Raw genomic sequence first — 23252 nt, 5'->3', positions numbered from 1 at the left:
CCAGGTAACTTGCGAGTAAGGGGTAAGGTGCGCTCGGGCCGCGCACCCTACAGATAGAGTGTGTGTGCGTCCAGGACTGAACTTGCGAATAAGCTAAACTGTAGAAAATCAACCGCTGTTCCATACTAAAACCCGATGTCCCTCACCGAAAAAATCCTCTCCCAAGTGCCGGGAGACGCCCTTGGAGGCCTGCTTCATGTCGATCGGCTCTGGGAAAACCTCAAACAAAACAGCGCACCACCACCCCAAGCAGTCAAACACAGCGAACAGCCCCTCGAAACCCTCGACTTCGACATAGTTATCGGCGGCGGAACCCTAGGAATATTAATCGGTACAGCCTTAGCCGTGCGGGGTTGGCGAGTAGCCTTACTCGAACGCGGCATTTTGCGAGGGCGGGAACAAGAATGGAACATTTCGCGCAAAGAATTAGACGCATTCTTAGAACTAAATTTGCTGACGGCTGAAGAGATAGACAAAGCAATAGCCACCGAATACAACCCAGCCCGCATCAGCTTTACCAACACCCCCGACATCTGGGTGCGCGACGTACTCAACATCGGAATCGACCCCGTTTACCTCCTCGAAACCCTCAAACAGCGCTTCCTCCAAGCCGGAGGCAAACTATTTGAAAACACACCATTTAAAACAGCAACAATTCACCCCAACGGAGTTCTCGTAGAATCGGGAAATACCGATTCAGAATCGGCTGCAAATTCATTTAAAACCCGATTATTATTAGATGCAATGGGACATTTTTCTCCCATTGTGCGCCAAGCCAGACAAGGCAAAAAACCCGACGCCGTATGTTTAGTAGTCGGCAGTTGCGCCCAAGGATACCCCAAAAATGACACTGGCGACATATTTGCATCCTTCACCCCAATGCAAAATCAGTGCCAATACTTTTGGGAAGCATTTCCCGCCAGAGACGGGCGCACCACTTACTTATTTACCTACATAGACGCCGACACAGAAAGATTCAGTTTAGAAACATTATTTGAAGATTATTTGCGCTTGCTTCCCCAATATCAAAACGTCGAACTCGAACAGTTAAAATTCCAAAGAGCACTCTACGGATTTTTTCCCTGCTATCGCCAAAGCCCTCTAAAAACCGGTTGGCATCGCATACTTCCAGTCGGAGACAGCAGCGGTAGCCAATCGCCCCTCAGCTTCGGCGGTTTCGGAGCAATGGTGCGCCACCTCAAACGATTGACTCTCGGAATTGACGAAGCTTTGACAAGCGATAGTTTAGACAAAAATTCCATTGCACTTTTGCAACCGTATCAACCCAATCTATCTGTCACCTGGTTGTTTCAGCGTTCGATGAGTGCTGCGATGAATCAGAAAATAGATCCCAATCAAATCAATCTACTTTTGGCTGCTGTATTTCAGGTAATGGAAGAGCTGGGAGAACCGGTACTCAAGCCGTTTCTTCAGGATATCGTGCTGTTTCCGGCTTTGTCAAAAACTTTGTTTAAAACAGCAATCAGCCATCCGGGATTAGTGATGAAAATTATCCCGCAGGTGGGAATAGCTAATTTGCTGGATTGGATGGTTCATTATGTTAATTTAGGGATTTATACGGGATTGCAGCCTTTGGGGAAAGCTGTAGAACCGCAGGTCAAAAATTTAGGGGTGGAACAGCAATACTATTTTCACCGATTGGTTGAAGCGTGGCAATACGGGGCTGGAGGCGATTATTAATTCTCGGTAATTTGGTTCGCAGAAGACCGGGCGGTTGAAACCGCGTCTATACAGACAAAACCCTTCTGGTGCGGGTTGAAGACCAAGCGGTTTAACTCGTTACCAAGCTGAAGCCTGGTAACGAGTTAAACCAGTTAATCTTCTTTAGTCCGCGGAGGCGGACGAAAGTTTGACAAGAAGCGGTTTCAACCGCCGTCTTATCTGATATATTAGTTGTGAGTTATGCAGTAGCGATAACTGCCAAAGCTTGGGGAATCACTCGGAATTTTGCAGGCGTGTGAGTGGTGATTTCACCGTCGGTATTAATCGGATGGCGCTTGCTAGTATTAATCTCAAATTCTTGAGCGTGCAAGGCGCGAACGTTAGGCCAACTCGTATGATTTCCTTGCTTCATAGCCGGCAGCAAAGCAATTATTTCCGACCAATGTTGTGTCTCCAAACTGTACAAATCCAGCCGCCTGTCGTCGATTGTGGCATCTTCGGCAACTGTCATGCCGCCGCCGTAATAGCGGCCGTTGCCGATCGCAATTTGAATGGTTTTAACCTTAAAAGATTGGTTTTTTACCTTAATTTCTGCTCGGAAGGGTCGCGCTGACACAATTGTCTGCCAAGCAGTAAAAGCATAAGCTAAAACTCCCCAGCGCTGCTTCACGTCTTTAGTCAGCCGCTGGGTAATTTCCACGCTCAATCCCAAACTCGCCACATTAAAAAAATGCTTGCCGTTCACCCAACCCAAGTCTATGAGCCGAACTTTACCGCTGGCAATTACTTGACAAGCGGCAGATAAATCTGTGGGAATTTCCAGAGTGCGGGCTAAATCGTTAGCAGTTCCCATCGGCAAAATACCCAGGGGCAATTTAGTGTCTATCAAACCTTCGATGGCGGCGTTGAGAGTGCCGTCGCCACCGCCGATGATTACTAATTCTACTTGATTTTGGTAGCGCCGAATTGTGTCGGGAAGTTCGCGGGCGCGGTCTGTTGATTCTACAATTAACTCAAAACCCAGTGCTTCTAATTCTACAGTGGCTTGAGATAATAGCTTTTGCCCTTTTCGGGAGTGCTGGTTTACTAAAAGTAGAGCTTTTTTCATGTGGGAATTGGGAATTGGGAATTGGGAATTGGGAAATAGGTGGTATTAATTAAAAATAATTATGTCATGGTTGGGTGTGGGTAAGCTTTTCCGTTGGTTCTGCAAAAGCTCTGCTCAACTGCGAGTTGAGTTTTTTTAATTAAAAATATTACAGGTTGATGACTTAAGTGCATGAATTTAAGGATTTAATTACATTTTAGCGCTGTTGGTAGATTGACATCAATCTAAAATAATTGATAATTGTAGCAAAATATAGCTGAAAAGTATCTCGCATTCTCAGCTAGCTGCCATCTACCTCGCTCCTTAAAGAAGCTAAATTAAAATTATGTCTGATATTTTAGAGCAAGCGCAAGCCGCGGCCGATCGCCAAAACTGGCCTCTTTTAGTCGAATGCTTGCAGCAAGTGACAGCCAACAGCAGCCAGCAGCCGGAACAACACATTTTAGAACAAGCTGTCAGTTTAGCAATACAAGCCTTAGAATGGGGGGATTTTCAAGACCGCTGGGAAATTGCTAAAGTATTGCCCAATCTGGGAAATGGCGCGATCGCACCTTTAATTGCCGTGCTCGAAGACGAAGATGCAGACACGGAGCCCAGGTGGTTTGCCGCCCGCATCCTCGGAAAGTTCGTGAAGCCTAGCTATCCCGAAGGGAATCGCCCGGAAGTGATGCAAGCTTTAGTAAAATTAATCGAAAATTCCGACGAAGAATTGAGCCAAATCGCCGCCGAAACCCTAGGAACTTTCGGCCCGACAGCCATAGAATCCCTAGCAACTCTCCTACTCCAAGAAGACTCGCGACAGTTTGCCACAGCAGCACTGGCCCAAATTCGGCACCCCGAAACCATCGCACCGCTCTTAAGCGTAGTCGGAGACTCTCAAGTTGCGGTGCGGGTGGCTGCAATCGAGGCTTTGAGCAGCTTTCACGACTCCCGCATCCCGCCGGTACTGATAGGGGCGCTCAAAGATCCGGCGACAGCGGTCAGAAAAGAAGCCGTGCGAGCTCTCGGAGTGCGCGCCTATTTAGATGCAGAATTAGATTTAGTTAACTTGCTTAAACCTTTGCTTTGGGACATCCGTTTAGAAGTTTGTCAGTTCGCTGCGATCGCTCTTGGGCGGCTGAAAACCGATGCTGCGGCGTACAGTTTATTTGAATTGCTGCGATCGCCCGCAACTGGGGTGGAATTGCAAATCGAAACTGTGCGCGCCCTAGGCTGGAGCGAAACCGCAGCCGGTTTAGAATATTTGCAAACAGCGCTGATCGGGCGATCGGCAGTTAACGCAGAACCGAGCGAATTGACAAATAGCGATCGATTGCCAATTCATAGCATTAATTCGGCTGTTTGTCAAGAGATTGTCGCTGTTTTAGGGCGAGTGGAAAAGCCGGAATTAAAAGTCAAAGCTGCTGAGATTCTGAGCGATTTGCTAGAGGGCAATCATCCGGCTGTGCAGTCTGCTCAAATCAAACAATCTTTAGCTTTAGCATTAGGACAATTAGGAGATATCAGAGCGCTAGATGTGCTAATTCAACTGTTAGCAGACGGCGACAACAGCGTCAGGCTGCACAGCACGGCAGCGCTTAAACGGCTTGGTGCGGGGGAGGTGAGGCAGCAATTAGAAAGTTTAGTTAAGCAAGAAAGTCTCGAACCAAGATTAAAACAGGGAATTGCGATCGCCCTGCAAGAATGGCAAGAGAATTAAGAGCGATCGGATTTGCGGAGAACATTTACCCCTCTTGTGCCACTCTAGTCAGAAGAGGGGTAAGTCCCTAAAAGTCGCATACGCTATCGCCGTTCGAGTCCAGGAAGGTTTCAACATCGAGGGAGTACACAATTGCGTTTTTATACCAGAGGTCTTTCATTGCAGTAAATTTCCTAATATAAAAACTGTGTAATATTGCTTTGTTCAGAAGCCAGGTCACAGGGCTATTTAGGAAGCTGAATGCCACGGGTATAGCTCATCTTTCGGAATATCAGCATAAGTCCTGTTTTGCCCGATTCAAAATCTATCTATTTAAAGGTAGATGAAATATCTCTCAATATAATTAATAAATTACACTTTTAAAATTAAAAAACTGTCGGTCGGGCTGATTACCATTTCTTCAGGAGTAATCGCTACCAATTTCAGATTAGATGTTCATCCAAATAGCCAATTTGTTTAGCTTGTAGCTGCACTGTCTTCGCTCTCTTTCGCCAAGACAGTGCAAAACTACAAACCTTAGTTAAATCGGTCAGCCCTTGTAAGTCCTAACGACATAGGAGCTGTGTTTGCCTTTAGCGATCGCTAATGCTGCCCACTAATCCTCTACCCAATTGAGCAACCCAAGAGAAGTAACAGCTCCAAAAAAGTGAGCGCCAATCAGATTGACGTTTGCCATCGTCACAAAAATATCTAGGGAACGAATCATATTTTCGGGCGCATAAGCTGCTATCGCTTGCGGTTGACTAAGAGTTTTCGCTAGGACTACAGCAACTGTTTCTTCAGAAGCTACAAACGCGATTAATACCCCCACCAAACTTGAAATTAATCCAATCCGTAACGTGTGAGTAATATGTTCTTTGCTGGGATATACCTGGGAGTTTTCCGCGTGCAAAAGTCTACCTAAAAGCCTATAGCGAAAATCCCAAAAAATTCTAAAGCACAGCAATAAAAGACCAAGTATCGCTAAAAACACCCCGAAACCAATACCTGCATTGGTTTGTTCGCTCATGTTGCGACCCAACATAGCAAATAATAAAACAATGCCGGAAACAGCACCCAAGAATAACTGTATCCAGAAGCTAAATCGACTGAACAAGCGAAAAGTGGCGACGAATTCGGTTTGTGTCAGCGGTTGCGACAAGGATTCTGGTTGATTCATTATATACACCTTATTGCTGAATTGATCGTCAAAACAAACGAGGTAAGAAAGAGGTTCTGCTTGTCTTCCTGTCGCAAGCGATCGCCTTATGGTTAGCTATGAGACTTCTTGTGAAAACTCAGTTCAGGACAGGCAGGATGCCTGATGTTTGGGAACTGATTTGGGCAATTTCCGGTAAATAAAAGGTTTAACTCAACACAGCAACTGCCGCTGTGGTTGATTTGATTTTCCTAAAATCCTCCCGGTTGTGAACCATCAACTTCTGGCAACAATTGGAATTTAAAATCTTACAATTTGAGTTAGGTAAAAGTTCTATTGCCCCTGTTCAACCTTTCAAAATCTTGCTTATCTCTCAATTTAATCTAACTAGCCAAACCTTGCCATCTGTCTAATGCCATAAGAAAATATCCACCTGATGGAAGATGATTGAGGAAAAACTTATGATAATGCTTTCAGTTAAGTGCGATCGCTCGAACCATTGGCGATAGATGCTTGATTCCCAACTGCCGCACTCTTTGCGCATCCATTCTTGCAACGTCCATAAGCCCGTTAGGGCAGCTATTGCAGCTCCCAAACAATCCATAAAAATCAATAATCGTATCATTCAGGCTCTCAATCACTTCGGTTGAGAGAACAATACCAGCCGTCCATTCGGCAACTTCCCACAAAGCACCAATCGCAATCCCAAAACAGGTTATTGTTAGCAAATACAGCAGTTTATGGTTGCGAAAAATAGTCAGCATTGAACTGTCTGCTAAAAAACTCAATGCTAAAGTCACGGCAAAAGTCGTGAAAGCAGGAACAATTTCATCATAAAGTCCCGGTTGGTAAAACAGCCCCAAAACCCAGTTTCCGGCGTTGAGTAAGCCAGCAAGCACAAACAGGAAATCGAACAGCATTGGCAAGGGATTGTCCATCACCACAAATGCCAGGGATGCTGCTAAGAATAAGGCTAACCCCAAGGCTTTTTGCCCATTTCCCTGACTAAGAGCAGCTACGATCGAGCGAATATGCTTTCATTAGCTTTGACTAGCCAATGATATTTCATTGTTATTAATTGTACTACTTGATATACTCACCGTCCTTTCATGAACGGTGATTCTTGACGCTTCACTGCAACTTGCTAACCGTTGCTAGTCTTACTGTCGCTCATCGTCCGTTTAGAGTCGTGCCGATACCCCATGCCGACTTTTTCTATATTCCTAGCAGCATTTTCATCTCTGTCTTGTTGGGCGCCACAGTTTAGACAAAGCACTGAACGAATAGACAAATCGATTTTGCCCCATTTGAAACCACAGTCTGAGCAGACTTGGCTGGTAGGTTCCCATCTACTAATCACTTGAAACGTTCTACCAAACTTCTCAGACTTAGCCTCACAGAGAGTCCTAAATTCTCTCCATCCTTGCAGACTAATAGCCCTAGCGAGTTTGTGATTTTTTACCATGCCTGACACATTCAAATCTTCTAAAACGATAGTTTGGTTTTCACTAACGACTTTTGTAGACAGTTTGTGTAGGAAATCTTTTCGAGTGTCGGCAATTTGATTGTGAAGTTTAGCGATTCTGATTCGAGTTATGTTTCTTCTCTTAGAGTCCTTTGGCTGCTTGGCTAACTTGCGTTGCAGTTTACGAACTTTACGATCGAGCTTTTTGTAGTCAGGACTTTCGGCTTTCTCACCATTGCTCATTACTGCAAAGGTTTTAATTCCTAAGTCAATTCCGATACTTGGGTTTTCAGTATCAGTTTGAATTGGTTCAACCTCTACAACAAAGCTTAAAAAATAGCGGTCTGCACAGTCTTTAATCACTGTGACAGAGCTAGGTTCAGACGGTAATTGTCTAGACCGTATAGGCTGCAAATTACCAATCTTAGCCAAGTAGACAGATTCACCCGTCATAGAAAATGCTGATGAAGTGAACTCAGCAGACTGTGAATTTGTCCTCTTTTTGAATTTGGGTGAACCTAGTTTTTTGCCTTTTCGTTTCCCATTGCGAGAGTTGAAAAAGTTTTTGTAGGCAAAATCCAACTGCCTGAGAGACTGCTGCAAAGGAACCGACGAAACATCTTTTAGCCATTGGCGTTCATCAGTTTTCTTGGTTTGAGTCAACAAAGCAGATAGCTTATTGAACCCCGGATACTTTTCAGACTGCTTGCAGATTGCTAGGGAATCATTCCAGACTACGCGAACACATCCAAACAACTGAGCTAAACTCTGGCGTTGTTGGTCTGTCGGGTAGAATCTGTATTGATATCTTGCTTTCATTAAGTATGCTAGTATTGGTCTGTCGTTTAATTATATATTGGTCTACAAGCAATGTCAACCCAATTCCGCAGAGAAAGGCATAGCGTTACAGACTTGCTGATTCATTTGGTCTGCGTAACCAAATATCGCAGACCTGTATTTACGGCTGCAAGTCTTGATCTAATCGAAAAGTCTTTTGGGGAAGTAGCGAAAAAGATGGATTTTCAGATACAGGAATTTAATGGTGAAGCCGACCAGATCCATGTGCTAATTGAGTATCCACCTAAGCTCTCAATATCTAGTATTGTCAATGCTTTAAAAGGAGTGTCGAGTAGGCGATACGGACAGGCTGGTTATCCTAAACCCTACGGTAAAGACGCTCTAGGCGAGTCCTAGCTATTTTGCTTCGTCAGTAGGTGGTGCGCCAGTTGAAATCTTAAAACAATATATTAAGGAACAAGAAAAGCCGGCCACTGAAGAAGGGGTTTAAAACCCAGTTTTCTGATAACTTAAAAATCAAAACTTTACCTCTGTTCAATTGGGAATCGCACTCCGAAAGTCGAGCCGAGTCCTTCCCCGGGACTTTCGGCCCAGACAGTGCCGCCGTGGAGTTCCACCAGATGGCGGACGATCGCCAATCCCAGTCCCAGCCCGCCGTAATTGCGCGTAGAAGTGCTATCAGCTTGGCGGAAGCGATCGAACACAAACGGCAAAAACTCCTTGCTGATGCCAATTCCCGTATCGCTGACGGCGATCGCCACAGAGTGAACCGGAGACAAAGACAACATGGCACTACCCGCCGATCGCGGTTCCCCCTCCTCCGAGAGCCTGATTTCCACCCGACCTCCCGGCGGCGTAAACTTAATCGCATTCGAGAGCAAATTCCACACCACCTGCTGCAAACGAGTAGCATCGCAGTTCAAAATGCTCGCTCCTTCGCCGTAAAAAGTCACCAATTCAACTCCCCGAGCTTCAGCATCAGGGCCGAGCGCCTTCACGGCCGTTTCGACAGTCCGCACCAAATCCACCGGGCGCAGCTTCAAACACACTTTACCGCTGACAATCCGGGAAACGTCCAGCAAATCCTCAATCATCTGAGTCTGCAACCGCCCGTTTCGCTCGATAGTCTCTAAAGCCACAGCCGTTTTTTCGGGACTCAACTTGCGCTGCCGCAGCATCTGGGCCCAGCCCACAACCGCGTTTAGAGGCGTCCGCAACTCGTGAGAAAGCGTTGCCAAAAACTCGTCTTTAATCCGGTTGGCCTCGGCCGCTTCCCGGTAAAGCCGCGCATTGTCGATCGCCACCGCCGCATCCCGCGCCAAATCCGAGAGCAAAACCAAATCGCCCTGCTCGCAGCGGCGGCCGGACTCCCCGCACAGCAGCGAAATCGCTCCGATGGTCCGCCCGCGAGCGATCAGCGGCACGCAGATTGCCGACAGCGGGGTCTGGGAGCACAGCACTTCGAGCAGAGCTGTGTCCGACACAACGGCCTCGATCGCCCAATTCGGTATTTCTGGGTAGAGCTTCGGCTCCCCAGTCCGCAGCACCTTTGCTACTCCGTGGCGTCCGTGGGGGTCTACCGGCAAGCGGCGGTCGATTTCCCACAGCAGAGAGACTTTGCTCGGATCTGAGTGAGCAACTGCTTGCAAGCGGATCGAGCCGTCGGTCTCGATTAAATGCACGCAGCACCAATCCCCCAGCCCCGGCACTGCTAAATCTGCCAAACCTTGCAGCGCCTCCTGGTAATCGAGGGAAGCCGACGACAGCAAAGCCAAAGCTCGGGCGCGGAAATCGGCTGTGGCGGCCGATCGCTGGCGATCGTCAATATCAGTACAAGTCCCGAACCACCTGAGGATTTTCCCAAGAGCGTCCCGCACAGGCATGGCGCGACCCAGATGCCAGCGGTAAGCCCCGTCAGATGCGCGTTTCAAGCGGTATTCCACCTCGTAGGTCTCCCCTGTCCGCACCGAGTTATTCCAGCGTTCTACGCAATTTTCCAGGTCATCTGGATGCACCACTGGCTGCCACCCCCAGCCTTGAGTTTCTTCTAGGGTCAAACCGGTGTATTCAAACCAGCGCTGGTTGTAGTAGTCTATCCAGCCGTCGGGCCAACCAGTCCAAACTATTTGGGGGATGGCTTCTGCGAGGATGCGGTACAACTGTTCGCTGGCTTCGGCTTCGCGGCGGGCGGTTTGTTCCCGCGCCAAAGCCTGATTCCGCTGTTCTTCGGCTTCTTTGCGATCGCTGATGTCGCTAATCGCGCCGATCCATTTCCACGGATTGCCTTGAGAGTCAAGCACGACTTTGCCCCGATCGATCCAGTAGAGCAAGTGGCCGCCCTGGCACTGCACGCGGTATTCCTGAAAAAATGGGGCGGTAGAACTGTTTGGCGCGCTCAAATACCGATCGACCGCGGCCTGGATTCGAGCTCGGTCTTCCGAATCCACAATACTGTTCCAAGCTGCTCTCGTCCTCGGAAATCTGCCTTTTTCGTACCCCAAAATTTCATCTACACGACCGAACCACAGCACGATACCGGTCTCGATATCCCATTCGTAAATCAAATCGCTAGCACTTTCTGCCGCCATCCGAAACCGCTCTTCTGACTGTCGCAGCACTTCCATAAACTTAAAGCGTTCCGTCACGTCCAGAACCAGACACAGCATCGATATCAACTGTCCAGAATCGCTGTAAAAAGCCGAATTGTACCACTCGCAATGCACCAAAGAACCCGACTTATCATAATTGCTGTTGCGAACGACATTGCACCGTTCGTGTTTGTTTTTTAAACTATCAATTGCCGCTTGTACATCTTTCACATCGCCGTCAAAAATAAAGTTCCATTCGCTAAAATGCTTGCCTAAAACTTCTGTTGCCTTCCACCCAAAAATCTTCTCGGCAGCAGGCGACCACCCGCTGAGGCGAAAATTTTCATCCCACTCAATCACCGCTAGGGGCGTATTTTCAAAATGAGAAGTGAGTTTTTGCAGGGCGTCGCGCAGGGATGCTTCTACTTGCTTGCGCGCCGTAATATCGCTAAAAGAAATAGCAATGCCGTCGCCCAATTTAACGGTCACAATCCGAAACCAGCCGACAATGCCTTCGCTGTTGTAAGAAATCTCGGTATCGAGGGGAGTTCCTGTTTCTACAACTTGCGCGTAACGGTCGAACAAACCGCTATCTTTATGGCCCGGCAGCACTTGCAGCAATCGCTTGCCGGTTAATTCTTCAGGGGTGCGGCGCTGAATTTTTGCCGCTGCGGGATTGACGTATTCCCATTCAAAATCGACAATTTGGGATTCGTCGCGAATGCTGCGGAACACGTTAAATCCGTCTATAGATAATTCCTGGAAAGCGCGGAAGCGTTCTTCGCTTGCTTGCAGCTTGTTGGCAGTTTCCAGCAAGAGTTCCTCGACTCCCTCGCGCTGCGCTATTTCTGCGAGCAATTGCTGGTTGATGGGCTCTCGTTCGGCGGTGGGGGATGGGGCGGGATTTTTAATGGCAGAGCCAGCTTGCGAGCGATCGGCCTTTTGAGTTGAGGGCGCTGTATTTGCTGCTAATTGTCTCGCCCCAGCCCAAGCCAACACTCGATCGAGCGAGGGCATCAGTTCCGCTACAGCCCACAAAGAAATGACAGCGGTAACGGCGGCGAGCGAAGTTGACAGCCCGTAACTGGGATGCACCAGCATCCAAACTTGCATCAGGTGAGTTGTCCCGCCGCAGAAAAACCAGGCTCCCAATAGGACAAAACCCTTGCTCAAAGGCACGTCCCGCTGATTCCTGGCCAAGTATATCAGCATCGCTGGAATTGAGTAATAAGCCAAGGCAATTAACAAATCGCTAACCGCGTGCAGTCCCATTAACTGCGGTTGCCACTCTTCTAATCCACCTTGGGGCATTAAATTGTGGTTAAATGACATAAATTTAAGAAATTGCAGCATATCCGCTTTCCTGTGCGATCGATCCTACTTGCACTTGTGTTGCTGACCCGCTAATTCCTAGTTTATACACAAACAAACCGAAAACAACAGCGACTTTAGTCCGGGGATGAAAGTTCATCGCAGGTTTTAACCAGGCGGCAATATTCGTACATTTATTGACAGCCTTAAAGAGAATTAGGTAGTATAATGCGCCATTAAATATAAATTTAATGTTATTTTTGTAGTTAAAAGCTTAGGGAAAAACCCAGGGATTTAGCGCAATTAATGTAGCAATTGCGACGGTGCAGTTCATTCAAACCGTTTAGCTACAAACTGGCAAAGTTCGATAAATTCATTTTGATTGAATCCGTTTTGCGATCGGGCAAGCAGATTCAGAAATCCATTCAACACAGGAGAATCGACCTCTACTTAGACGCTCAGAAATCGGGCCGATCGCAAATTGATTCGTAGAGCCCAGCATCTGGGCGTCTCGCCCCGGAATCAAAACTAATCTGTACCTGTATCAAAATCTACTAAATTCTTCTACTAAATCGGTTAATGTCTCTGATGATCCTCGATGAAAATCTGTGAAACCATCTCAACTTAAACATCCATGCGCTTAGAGCAGCTTCAAGCATTTCTTTCAGTTGCTGAAACCGGGAGCTTTCAGCAAGCGGCCCGGAAGTGCGGCGTTACCCAATCGACTATTAGCCGTCAAGTGCAGGGACTCGAAGCGGAAGTGGGTTTGTCGCTGTTTCACCGCACCGCCCACGCGAAGCTGACTGTGGGAGGGGAACGCCTGTTACCTCACGCTCGCAAAATCTGTCAGACTTGGAAAAATGCTGCAGAAGAATTGGGAGACTTGCTGGCGGGAAAGCAGCCGGAACTGTGCGTGGCTGCGATTCACTCGGTTTGCGCTGCTTATTTGCCGCCTGTGCTGCAAAGGTTTTGCCGCGACTATCCTGACGTGCAGTTGCGGGTGACTTCTCTGGGGAGCGATCGAGCTCTGAAAGTTCTCAAAGACGGTTTGGTGGACATCGCGATAGTGATGAACAACCGCTATTTTACTCAAGCCCCGGAAATGTTGGTTGAGGTGCTCTACAATGAGCCGATCGAGGTGTTGATGGCGGCGGGTCATCCCCTGGCCCAGTACGATCGAGTACCTTGGCCGGAATTGATTTGTTACCCGCAAGTCGTGTTTAAGGACGGGTACGGAATGCAGCGCATGGTGCAAGAGCAATTTGGACGCATGGGTGCTAAACTTCATGCTGTTTTGGAACTCAACACTCTCGATGCTTTTCGGGGTGTCGTGCGGCAGGGAGAATTGATTGCTTTGCTGCCGCATTCAGCTTTGATGGACGCTGCGGGCGATCGCACTTTAGCAATTCGGTCGATCGCCCAAGAGCGCGCAAATTCCAAGGTTTCGGCGATCGGACAATCAGCCGATCCGACTTGGAATCGCGAAGTCGTGTTAGTCACAACTCACGATCGAATGCAAATTCCGCCGATCGCCCATTTCTGGAAGCTGGTACGCGAATTTGTGCCGCCATTTGATGTAATCAAGGTAGTAAAATCCGGGAATTAATACCATTTTAGATTTTAGATTTTAGATTTTAGATGGGCTATGACTGATGACATAATGGCTGAGAAATTGCCGACAATTGCATTCTTATTGACAAATGGTATAATTCGACCATTTTAAATTTAAAAGTCAGAACTTTAAATTTAAAACGGCTTAATTATTACCAATTACCAATTTCCAATTCCCTGCGCGGGCCTTCTTCCCAATGCCTTCTTCCCAATGCCCAATTCCCAATTCCCAATTCCCAATTACCAACTTCAAAAATCATGAGTGACGCATTTAGAGAATTGCTGCGAAAAATTGGCAGCGGAATACACACAGGAGAAAACTTAACTCGCCTTGAAGCAGCAGCAGCCACGCGGATGATGCTTTTGGGAGAAGCAACACCGGCTCAAATCGGAGCTTTCATGATTTCTCACCGCATCAAACGGCCCACCGGCGAAGAATTAGCCGGAATGCTCGATGCCTATGAAGAATTGGGGCCCATGCTTGCCCCCCCAAACCGAGAAAAAGGGTTTGCCGTCTCTAGCGTGGCGGTGTTTGGCGTTGCTTACGACGGGCGATCGCGCACCGCTCCAATTAGCCCTATAACCGCCCTAATATTAGCCGCTAGGGGCGTCCCAGCCGTCATGCACGGGGGGGACACAATGCCGACAAAAGAAGGCATTCCCCTGATTGAAATTTGGCGCGGTTTGGGAGTTGACTGGAGAAAACTTAGTTTAGAAAAAGTCCAGCAAGTTTTTGACAGTACCGGTTTAGGTTTTGTTTACCTTCCCAAGCATTTTCCTCAAGCCGCGAGTTTAGTTCCCTACCGCCGCGAAATCGGCAAACGGCCGCCTTTTTCGACAATGGAGTTGATGTGGTGTCCCTGCGCAGGCGACGTTAACGTCATCTCCGGCTACGTGCACCCGCCGACAGAAGGTATGTTTCAACAAGCCTTTGAGCTGCGGGGAGTCAAAAATTATACCACAGTCAAGGGATTGGAGGGAAGTTGCGACTTGCCGCGCGATCGGACTGCGATTATCGGCATTGCTAAACCGGGCGCCGAGTTCGAGCGAGTGCTTTTAGCCCACGGAGATTACGGTTTTAGCAACACAAATCCTCCCTTTGAATCAGCATCTGAGTTACTCAAACAAATGCAGGAAGTCTTGCTGGGAAAACCCTCGGAATTGATGCAGTCTGCTATCTGGAACGGCGGATTTTATCTGTGGCGCAGCGGAGTTTGTTTGGATATGAACTCGGGTTTGATTGAAGCAGAAACTTTATTAAGCAGCGGTGAAGTCGTGCAAAAACTTGAGGAACTTAGCAAAGCCGTTAGTGCTTTGAATTGAGGATGACTAATCAAGTGTGGCGCAGCGCACCCTACACCGATAAAAAAATCTTCTTTGTGACTAATAACTAATGACCAATGCCCTGGGAAGGCCAATGCCCTGGGAAGGCCTTCTTCCCAATGCCCAATGCCCAATGCCCAATGCCCTATGCCCTATGCCCAATGCCCTATGCCCAATGACAAAATTGCAGTAATTGTGCTCGCAGGCGGTCAAAGTTCGCGGATGGGTACGGATAAAGCTCTGCTGGAAATTGAGGGTAAAAGCCTGTTGCAGCGGGCGTGCGAGGTTGCAGCAGCCTTAACGCCACAAGTGTATGTTTTGACTGCTTGGCCCGATCGCTATCGATCGACCTTAACCGAACCATCCCAATTTCTGGTAGAGTACAATCCGGGCACCGGGCCCTTAGTCGCATTGGCTCAGGGACTGACAGAAATTGCCGCCGACTGGATTTTACTGTTAGCTTGCGATTTGCCCTTATTGGATGCCCAGATTATTCAGAATTGGGCAAATCAGCTAACAGCGTTTGCCCCATCTACCTTAGCAGTTGCACCCTATCAAAAATCGCGCTGGGAGCCTTTGTGCGGCTTCTACCGCCAACAATCTCTGCCAAGTTTGCAAAGTTTCATTGACCAAGGGGGACGTTCCTTTCAAAAGTGGTTAAATCAAATCCCGGCAATCCCTCTACCCGTAGGGGAACGAGAAGCACTAATGTTATCGAATTGCAATACATTAGAAGAGTTTGAGCAATTAAAATCGGTAATCGGTAATTGGTAATCGGTAATCGGTAATTATTCCCTCTTCCGACTTCCATCGGACTTCTTCTTGAAATCAGTTACATCCGTTACATCCGTTACAAAATCCGTTGCCGAACTTCCTTCTTCCTAATGATTAACGAATATTGGTTACTCGATCGCGAAATCACTTTCCTCAACCACGGTTCCTTTGGAGCCTGTCCGATTCCCGTACTGGAAGCGCAAACCAGTTTTCGAGAACAACTCGAAAGAGAACCATTGCGCTTTTTAATGCGGGAATTTGAGCCGCTGTTAGATAATGCCAGAAATCAGTTAGCCGCATTTATCGGTGCGGGCGAGGAAGAGTTGGCGTTTGTGCCGAATGCGACGACGGGAGTCAATGCCGTTTTGCGATCGCTCTTTTTTGCTCCGGGCGACGAATTGCTAACCACAAATCAGGAATACAACGCCTGCCGCAACACACTTGATTTTATAGCAGAGCGCACAGGAGCTAAAGTAATAGTAGCAGAAATACCATTTCCAATTGAGTCGCCAGAACAAATTATTGAAGCAATAATTAAATGCGTTTCGCCGCAAACAAAGTTAGCCTTACTAGACCACATCGTCAGCCAAACAGGCTTAATCTTTCCCATCAAACAGTTAGTCGGCGAATTAGCTAATCGCGGCATCGATGTATTGGTAGACGGAGCTCACGCGCCGGGAATGGTAGCGCTGAATTTAGAAGAAATCGGCGCCGCTTACTACACGGGAAATTGCCACAAATGGCTGTGCGCGCCGAAAGGTGCAGCTTTTCTGTACGTGCGGCGCGACAAGCAAGATGGCATTCGGCCAACTACTATCAGTCACGGCGCTAACTCGCCGCGCGCTGATAAATCGCGCTTTCAATTAGAATTTGACTGGATGGGAACAGTCGATCCTAGCCCCTATTTGTGCGTCCCTGTAGCCATTGATTTTATGGGTTCTTTGTGGAGCGGCGGCTGGCCGGAATTGATGGCAAAAAATCATGCTTTAGCATTGGCGGGGAGACAGATATTGGCGGATAAATTAGATTTGCCGCTGCCTTGTCCCGATGAAATGGTGGGTTCGATGGCAGTTGTGCCCCTTGCCGATGAAAAGTCGGATGCGGTTGCAAAGGGAGGAATTCCACCCTTGCAAGAGGCGCTGTGGCAGATTTTTAAAATAGAAGTTCCGGTGATTCCTTGGCCGGATTCTAGCAAGCGGTTGGTGAGAATTTCAGCTCAGTTTTACAATACCTTGCCGCAGTATGAATATTTGGCTAAAGCGCTAGTTGAGCTGACAGGAATGTCAGCGGGAGATTCCACCCAAAAAACATAACACTCAACTACCAACATTCATAGGATCGAGCGTCAGGACTTCAGTCCTATCTCTATTAGGTTAGTAGTGAGGACTTCAGTCCTATCTCTATTAGGTTCGTAATGAGGACTTCAGTGCTCTGTATCTGTGGTTCGTAGTAAGGACTTCAGTCCTCTGTATCTGTGGTTCGTAGTAAGGACTTCAGTCCTCAGTATCTGTGGTTCATAGTGAGGACTTCAGTCCTCACTATCTGTGGTTCATAGTGAGGACTGAAGTCCTATCTCTATTAGGTTCGTAGTGAGGACTGAAGTCCTCAGGATCTGTGGTTCGCAGCATCGGACTTCAGTCCTCTCCCCATCAATAAAAAAATCAGGACTAAAGTCCGATGCTGCGAACCTCATAGTGTCCGGTGCGCGGATCTGCCACTTTTAATGATTCGCATAAAATTAAGAATTGTAGATGATTTTTAACTAATATTAAAACAGCGCGCTAAAATCTGATTTTACCAGAAAGAATTGGTTTAAAGCCGGAACCATTGTAGGGAGAAATTAAAAGAAGACTATTCATTACTCCAATCCTCTTCCTTCCAGGTAGAGGTCGCTCTTAACTGTCAACTGTCAACTGTCAACTGTCAACTGAATGAAACAACTTCCGCGCCGCCGAATATAATGTATCAAGACAGGCATTTTCCCAGCCCAAACAAAAGAAATTAAAAAAGGAGAATACGATGTCAAATGCCATGATGGTAATTTTCCCCTATCGCGAACAGTACACCTGGGTTTTTGACGACGAGCGAGTCGGACTTGTCCGAGAACCATTTGTTCAGGGCGTCCCCGAAATGATTAACGTGCTCGTCGCAGACATTCCCAATGCCGCTCAAGGTTTCCGACTCTTATTTTCAGCCAATCCATTTCCCGGATATCAAGCAGAAATGGTGTGGTTTAAAGCAGAATACGGCGGTAACTGGTATCGGTGGGAAGCGAAAAATCTAGAAGGCTGGCTGTGTCCGGCTTTGTTCAAATACTTTCCAGAAGCACCGCCCAAGTTTTACTGCAAAGCTGAAAAAATGTAATAATCAACAGCAAGTAAATGAAAAACTTGTCAATCTTTAAAAGAAACTTTGTTAAACCAGTCGATCGCGAATCTAGAAAAAAGCCCAAAATAGCCCTGTATGTATTTTCGCTATTTTTCCTAGTTTTCACAGCCGCCATCTCCGCAGCAATCGGGGCAATTACCGCCCTGTTAGCCCCCGTGGAACCGCCAATTATCAGTAGAGTCCTAGACGCTACCGGCTTTAACTATATATCATCCAACCGCTCTGGATACCGCCTGTCGCGGCCTGTTAATATCTTAATCCTCGGAATTGACCGCGTGCCGGTAGCAACCGCCAATTCCCCTAAGATTTTTAACGGTCGCAGCGATACAATACTCTTATTCCACCTCGATCCTAGAGATAAATCTATTAGCTTGCTTTCTGTTCCGCGAGATACAAAAGTCGAAATTCCCGGCATTCGCTTCAGCAAAATTAACGAAGCCAATGCTAGAGGAGGAGCAGCTTTGGCGGCGCGATTGGTTAGCAGTATCCTGAACAATGCGACAATTGAAAGATACGTGCGAGTCAGCAGCGGTGCGTTTCGGGAATTAGTCGATTTGTTGGGCGGAGTTGACGTATTTGTACCTCGCGCGATGTCCTATACAGATACCGCCCAAAAGTTAAGAATAAACTTAGCACAGGGATGGCAAACTCTCAACGGAGAACAAGCAGAACAATTTGCTCGATTTCGCAACGACGGTTTGGGAGATATCGGCCGCATTCAGCGACAGCAATCTTTAATTCAAGCTATTCGCAACCGCCTCGCAAGTCCATCAGTATTGGTGCGCTTGCCGCAAATTGTGCGATTGATGCAAAAATATGTGGATACAAACCTAAGTTTTGAGGAAATCTTGACGATCGCAAATTTCGGTTTGCAATTGGAGGGAGATAATTTTAAAATGGTGATGTTACCGGGACGCTCTAGCTCAGCACAAGGGGATTTGAGGAGTTATTGGATTTTAGATGCTGCTGGGCGCGATCGGATTATGACACAATATTTCAAGCAAGGGGCCGCTGATTTTGCACAAGAGCGAATTCGCAATAAGGGCGAGTCAGTTTCGCCCGCCAACCTCAAAATCGCCGTCCAAAACGCTTCTAACAACCCGAAAACCGCCAAAACCGTCGCTGAATTTCTCAGAAAAAAGGGCTTTGATAATGTATCTGTAGTCAAGGATTGGCCCGACAAACAGCGTCAAAGTCAAATTATTGTGCAGCAAGGCGATTTAGAAGCAGCGAATCAACTGCAAAAAGCGATCGGCGACGGTAAAATAGAAGCATCTTCTACTGGTGAAATCGATTCTGACTTGACACTTCGCGTCGGCGAAGATTGGGTAAAGCGATTTTAATTAGTCATTAGTCATTAGTCATTAGTCATTAGTTGTTAGTTGTTAGTTGTTGGTTGTTATTGGTTGTTTATTGCTTCCCATGCCCAATGCTATAAGGCCCAATGCCCAATGCTATAAGGCCCAATTCCCAATGCCCCATTCCCAATTCCCCATTCCCTGCGCGGGCCAATTCCCAATGCCCCATTCCCAATTCCCCATTCCCAATTCCCCATTCCCCATTCCCCATTCCCCATTCCCATCATCATGAAAAGTGTATTCCGAGTTTTACTGAGCCTGATTTTAAGTTTAGTGTTGGCCTTTGGATGGGTGCTGCTGAGCGCGACTCCGGCATTTGCGCTGCCGAAAACCAATATTAATTACACAAATATTAACTTGTCCGATCGCGATTTTTCCAACTCAGACTTAGCGGGCGGAACATTTGTCGCCGCCGAGATGCGGGGAACCAACTTTCAAGGCGCTGATTTAACCAATGCGATTTTGACTAAGGGAGTCTTGCTGAATGCCAACTTGTCAGGCGCGAATCTCTCCGGTGCTTTAGCAGATAGAATTACATTCGACGGCGCTAATTTGACGAATGCTAATTTCACCGAAGCAATTATGACTCGAACTCGGTTTTTTGATGCTGCAATTTCCGGCGCTGATTTTACCGACGCAATTATCGACGCTTATCAAGTAACAATCCTGTGCGAAAAAGCAGATGGTGTCAATCCCGTGACGGGAGTTTCTACCCGAGAAAGTTTGGGATGTCCGTAGAAATTTAAAGTTACAGGAATTATGCACTCTTAGGCTAGAAACCCGGTTTATACGAATTTTGGGTTTAGTAACAAAAAATCTACAAAGAAACCGGGTTTCTGAGATCAGCGTGCGTCACTGACCTCCATTACATCCGTTAAATCCGCTACAAAATCCGCTGCCGAACTTCCTTCTACCGAGCGCTACAAATGCCTGTGATCGCAGTACCCAATACCAAGTCGGAATTCAACAGCAAATCTAAATCGGTGTCAGGATTAACAGCATACAAATCAACTTTATTTCTACCCAAAAATACCCCGACTAAAGTTCCGATTCCCGCACCGCCGAGCACCTCTTCAGTGGCGATCGCCCGATCGCCCGTAACTCCCGCGATCGCCGCCGCCGCTGCTGCACCCAAAGCCGTGTTCTTAATCAGATTACCAACATTCACGCCCTTAGTCACAGTTTCTTTCCGAGTAATCACCTGCGAAGTAGCATTCAAAGGCACTCTGCTACCGTTGATGATACTCAATTCTTGCGCCACAAACTGAACGCCCTCAGCAGTCGATCGCAATTCGCCGCTAATTTTCGAGCCTTCGGGTATCAGCACTTGGCCATTATTCCCTGCGATATCCGCAGCCACAGTCAGCGTAATCGGAGACTTGTCATTGGGGCCGAGCAAAATCTTGCCTTTTGCGTACTCGATGGGAATAGTCACCCCGCTAGGGATTTTCACAGCAACACTCTGGCCAATATCAATCTTAGCAATGTAAGGAGAATTAATTGCTCTTGCTCGATCGGTACTGACTAATGTTTGATAGATAAAAGCAGCTACTTCAGCCCGCGTGGCTGACTGATTTGGTTTCAGAGATTTAGGATTGGGATAGCTGACAACCAACTGTTTTTCAGTAGCAGCAGCCACGCTTTTGGCAGCATAAGTCTGAATCTCACCCGCATCATTATAGTAGCTGAGAACATCTTGAAAATTGCACTTAGGCTCATAGCCAAGTCCGTTATTTAAAGCGACTACAACTTGAACGCGAGGAATCTGCTGTGAGGGCCTGAAAACATTGCCGGGATAGCCAGACATCCATCCCATTTCGTAAGCTTCTGCGATCGCCCCCCGCGCCCAAAAATTAGACGGAACATCGGCAAAATTTACAGCAGCGCGAGTTTTTGCCTTTTTCACAGAACGGATCATTGCCGCGAATTCAGCCCGCGTTACCAGTGCATCCGGGCGGAAAGTGCGATCGGGAAAACCCTTAATAATTCCTCTTTCTGACAAATCTTGAATAAAGTCTTTTGCCCAGTAGTTATTACTAACATCCGAAAAAGCTGTCTGAGCAAAAGCAGGCGCGGGAGCGAGCATCGGCGCTGCGGTTCCGGCAACTGTTCCCAAGGTTAATAAAACAGATGTACCGGATTTGATGCGGTGTAATACAGACATTTTTTGATTCTCCAATTTACACAATTTTTTTATTGAGGAGAACTAAGCTTTTGATAGGCTGATTGGTTCCTGCCCAACTGGCTTTTTCCCTCAGTTATGTAATCATTATTGAATGATTTTACTTCTGGTGCGGGGAAGATACGGTCTTTTAAAATAAATATTTTGATGCTGCTTTGGGAATTTTAAAAAGCTTAAATCCCTTAAGATCCTTATGTTACTTATCTTCCTTATCTACCTTGTGTCTGCAATTAACAGGATTTATGGCCGCAGCCGTTTGATATTAGTTAACTATATTAACTAAAAGTGACTATAATTGACTCGATCGAGAAATACCTGTTTGTTGCTTATGAGTAGCCTGACGTTTGCCTCTGCCCATCAGCTAGCGCGAATGATTCGCGATCGCCAAGTCTCTGCCGTCGAAGTTCTCGACGCTTACCTTACTCAAATCGCCAAGCACAACTCGCAATTAAACGCCATTTGTACGCTGGATGAAGACAATGCCCGTACTAGAGCAAGACTTGCCGATGAAGCCCTAGCCAGAGGAGAAAACTGGGGTGCTTTACATGGGGTTCCCATCACGATTAAAGACATTTTTGAAACAGCCGGACTCCGCACCACAGCAGGCTATATTCCCCTCAAAGATTATGTGCCTCAACAGGATGCAACTGCTGTTGCGAGATTGCGGGCCGCAGGTGCCGTCATCATGGGAAAAACCAACATGGCGGAACTGGCTGCCGATTATCAAAGCACAAATTCTCTGTTTCCACGGGTGAATAATCCTTGGCATCTTGACTGCACACCTGGGGGCAGTTCTGGAGGGAGTGCCGCGGCTGTCGCAGCAGGACTTTCACCGTTAGATTTGGGCAACGATTTCGGGGGTTCGGTGCGTCAGCCTGCTCATTTCTGCGGCATATATGGTTTAAAGCCGACAGATCGCCGTATTTCTACAGCAGGGCAGATTCCTGAAGTGCCGGGAATGCCACTGTCTATTCGGCAAATGATGACAGTGGGGTGTTTTGCTCGATCGCTCGAAGATATCCGGCTGTGTTTTTCCTTAATTGCAGGCGCGGACCTGCGGCGCCCTGATGTCCCACCGATTCCGCTCGATCGACCCTCTGGCAAGCCTTTGCAGCAGCTCAAAATCGCTTGGAGCGCTGAATGGGCCGAAGTTCCCGTTGCTTCTGAAATTCGAGCAGCTATAGAGTCGATCGTGCAGACACTCTCTCACGCAGGTGTCCAAACCGAACGCTGGCTTCCCAAAGACTTTGAGCTTTCCAAAATATTGAATCTCTACGGACGGATGTCAATGTACCTGACTATCTACGCTCAACCGCAGGATAGATATAACCTGCGTCGTAGTTTAGAGTTAATCTTCCGCACCGCCACCCAAGGCGACAAGGAACTCCGAAAATTGGGAGATTTCAGCAGATTCCTACCTGAGATATTGAATCCAAGTTTGAAAGGATATTTCGAGGCACTCACACAGCGCGATCGCTTCACTGCGGATATGGATGAGGCATTAGAACCTTGGGATGTATGGCTTTGTCCAGTTGCGGCAACCGCTGCGTTTACCCATCGTCCCGCTTGGAGTGCCGTTGACGTTAATGGCAGATCCTATCCTCATGCAGTGGCAAACGGGGCTTACACCATGCCTTCTAATCTTAGTGGACATCCTGCGGTGGTAATTCCAATTGGACAAACTCAAAATGGTTTACCGATTGGAATGCAAATTATTGGTAAGCGGTGGCGTGAGATGGAGTTGTTGGCGATCGCAGAAGCGATCGACAAAGTGGTTGGTAGCTTGCAACACCCACCTGGTTACTGAACAGTCGATCGGCACAAAA

Annotated in this window: 17 protein-coding genes and 1 pseudogene; 11 read left to right on the top strand and 7 right to left on the bottom strand. The window is 47.4% G+C overall.

Features of this window, described 5'->3' with window-relative positions:
* Positions 1–135 precede the first annotated feature (135 nt).
* Positions 136–1701 carry an FAD-dependent oxidoreductase gene (locus QUB63_RS12170; RefSeq protein ID WP_332945390.1) on the top strand — a complete coding sequence of 522 codons (1566 nt, stop codon included), beginning with the start codon at positions 136–138 and terminating at the stop codon, positions 1699–1701.
* Positions 1702–1921: 220 nt separating this feature from the next.
* On the opposite strand, the gene QUB63_RS12165 is transcribed toward QUB63_RS12170, so the two are convergent.
* Positions 1922–2791, bottom strand: coding sequence for a lipid kinase (locus QUB63_RS12165; protein WP_332945388.1), 870 nt, complete (start codon positions 2789–2791; stop codon positions 1922–1924).
* Between the two features lie 325 nt (positions 2792–3116).
* On the opposite strand from QUB63_RS12165, the gene QUB63_RS12160 reads away from it, so the two are divergent.
* Complete coding sequence (locus tag QUB63_RS12160; protein WP_332945386.1) at positions 3117–4490, top strand: HEAT repeat domain-containing protein; 1374 nt, start codon at positions 3117–3119, stop codon at positions 4488–4490.
* Between the two features lie 595 nt (positions 4491–5085).
* Here the strand turns inward: QUB63_RS12160 and QUB63_RS12155 are convergent.
* The 3 genes from QUB63_RS12155 to QUB63_RS12145 form a co-directional block, all read right to left on the bottom strand.
* A complete protein-coding gene (locus QUB63_RS12155; RefSeq protein ID WP_332945384.1) occupies positions 5086–5649 on the bottom strand; it encodes a DUF3611 family protein in 564 nt (187 codons plus the stop codon).
* A 452-nt stretch (positions 5650–6101) separates the two neighbouring features.
* Entirely contained in the window at positions 6102–6611 is a 510-nt protein-coding gene (locus QUB63_RS12150) for a hypothetical protein (RefSeq protein WP_332945382.1), read from the bottom strand.
* 161 nt (positions 6612–6772) lie between these two features.
* Positions 6773–7912, bottom strand: a complete 1140-nt coding sequence (locus QUB63_RS12145; RefSeq protein WP_332945381.1) for an RNA-guided endonuclease InsQ/TnpB family protein — start codon at positions 7910–7912, stop codon at positions 6773–6775.
* 51 nt (positions 7913–7963) lie between these two features.
* On the opposite strand from QUB63_RS12145, the pseudogene tnpA reads away from it, so the two are divergent.
* Positions 7964–8381, top strand: a pseudogene (gene tnpA, locus QUB63_RS12140) (IS200/IS605 family transposase).
* Positions 8382–8415: 34 nt separating this feature from the next.
* Here tnpA and QUB63_RS12135 read toward each other — a convergent pair.
* On the bottom strand, positions 8416–11832 hold the full coding sequence (locus QUB63_RS12135) for a PAS domain S-box protein (protein WP_442921759.1): 3417 nt from the start codon (positions 11830–11832) through the stop codon (positions 8416–8418).
* Positions 11833–12424: 592 nt separating this feature from the next.
* Here QUB63_RS12135 and QUB63_RS12130 point away from each other — a divergent pair.
* The 6 genes from QUB63_RS12130 to QUB63_RS12105 all read left to right on the top strand — a co-directional run bounded on the left by QUB63_RS12130 (position 12425) and on the right by QUB63_RS12105 (position 19229).
* Positions 12425–13396: a LysR family transcriptional regulator gene (locus tag QUB63_RS12130; protein ID WP_332945379.1), complete on the top strand. Its 972-nt coding sequence runs from the start codon at positions 12425–12427 to the stop codon at positions 13394–13396.
* Positions 13397–13659: 263 nt separating this feature from the next.
* Entirely contained in the window at positions 13660–14724 is a 1065-nt protein-coding gene (locus QUB63_RS12125) for an anthranilate phosphoribosyltransferase family protein (protein WP_332945378.1), read from the top strand.
* 168 nt (positions 14725–14892) lie between these two features.
* Complete coding sequence (locus QUB63_RS12120) at positions 14893–15498, top strand: molybdenum cofactor guanylyltransferase (protein ID WP_332945377.1); 606 nt, start codon at positions 14893–14895, stop codon at positions 15496–15498.
* A 110-nt stretch (positions 15499–15608) separates the two neighbouring features.
* A complete protein-coding gene (locus QUB63_RS12115; RefSeq protein WP_332945376.1) occupies positions 15609–16811 on the top strand; it encodes an aminotransferase class V-fold PLP-dependent enzyme in 1203 nt (400 codons plus the stop codon).
* Between the two features lie 706 nt (positions 16812–17517).
* Positions 17518–17862, top strand: coding sequence for a DUF6717 family protein (locus QUB63_RS12110; RefSeq protein ID WP_332945375.1), 345 nt, complete (start codon positions 17518–17520; stop codon positions 17860–17862).
* Positions 17863–17879: 17 nt separating this feature from the next.
* Positions 17880–19229 carry an LCP family protein gene (locus tag QUB63_RS12105; RefSeq protein WP_332945373.1) on the top strand — a complete coding sequence of 450 codons (1350 nt, stop codon included), beginning with the start codon at positions 17880–17882 and terminating at the stop codon, positions 19227–19229.
* Positions 19230–19318: 89 nt separating this feature from the next.
* On the opposite strand, the gene QUB63_RS12100 is transcribed toward QUB63_RS12105, so the two are convergent.
* The gene (locus QUB63_RS12100; RefSeq protein WP_332945372.1) at positions 19319–19474 is read right to left on the bottom strand and encodes a hypothetical protein; all 156 of its coding nucleotides are present in this window, start codon (positions 19472–19474) and stop codon (positions 19319–19321) included.
* On the opposite strand from QUB63_RS12100, the gene QUB63_RS12095 reads away from it, so the two are divergent.
* Positions 19473–19982, top strand: coding sequence for a pentapeptide repeat-containing protein (locus QUB63_RS12095; RefSeq protein WP_332945370.1), 510 nt, complete (start codon positions 19473–19475; stop codon positions 19980–19982). The genes QUB63_RS12100 and QUB63_RS12095 overlap by 2 nt on opposite strands.
* 172 nt (positions 19983–20154) lie before the next feature.
* Here QUB63_RS12095 and QUB63_RS12090 read toward each other — a convergent pair whose 3' ends face one another.
* Positions 20155–21408, bottom strand: a complete 1254-nt coding sequence (locus QUB63_RS12090; RefSeq protein WP_332945369.1) for an S-layer homology domain-containing protein — start codon at positions 21406–21408, stop codon at positions 20155–20157.
* A gap of 346 nt (positions 21409–21754) precedes the next feature.
* Here QUB63_RS12090 and QUB63_RS12085 point away from each other — a divergent pair, with 346 nt between their 5' ends.
* A complete protein-coding gene (locus tag QUB63_RS12085) occupies positions 21755–23233 on the top strand; it encodes an amidase (RefSeq protein ID WP_332945367.1) in 1479 nt (492 codons plus the stop codon).
* Positions 23234–23252 lie beyond the last annotated feature (19 nt).

The organism is Microcoleus sp. ARI1-B5 (assembly GCF_036705795.1).
Taxonomy (GTDB): domain Bacteria; phylum Cyanobacteriota; class Cyanobacteriia; order Cyanobacteriales; family Microcoleaceae; genus Microcoleus.
This window is presented reverse-complemented; position numbering and strand designations above follow the sequence as displayed.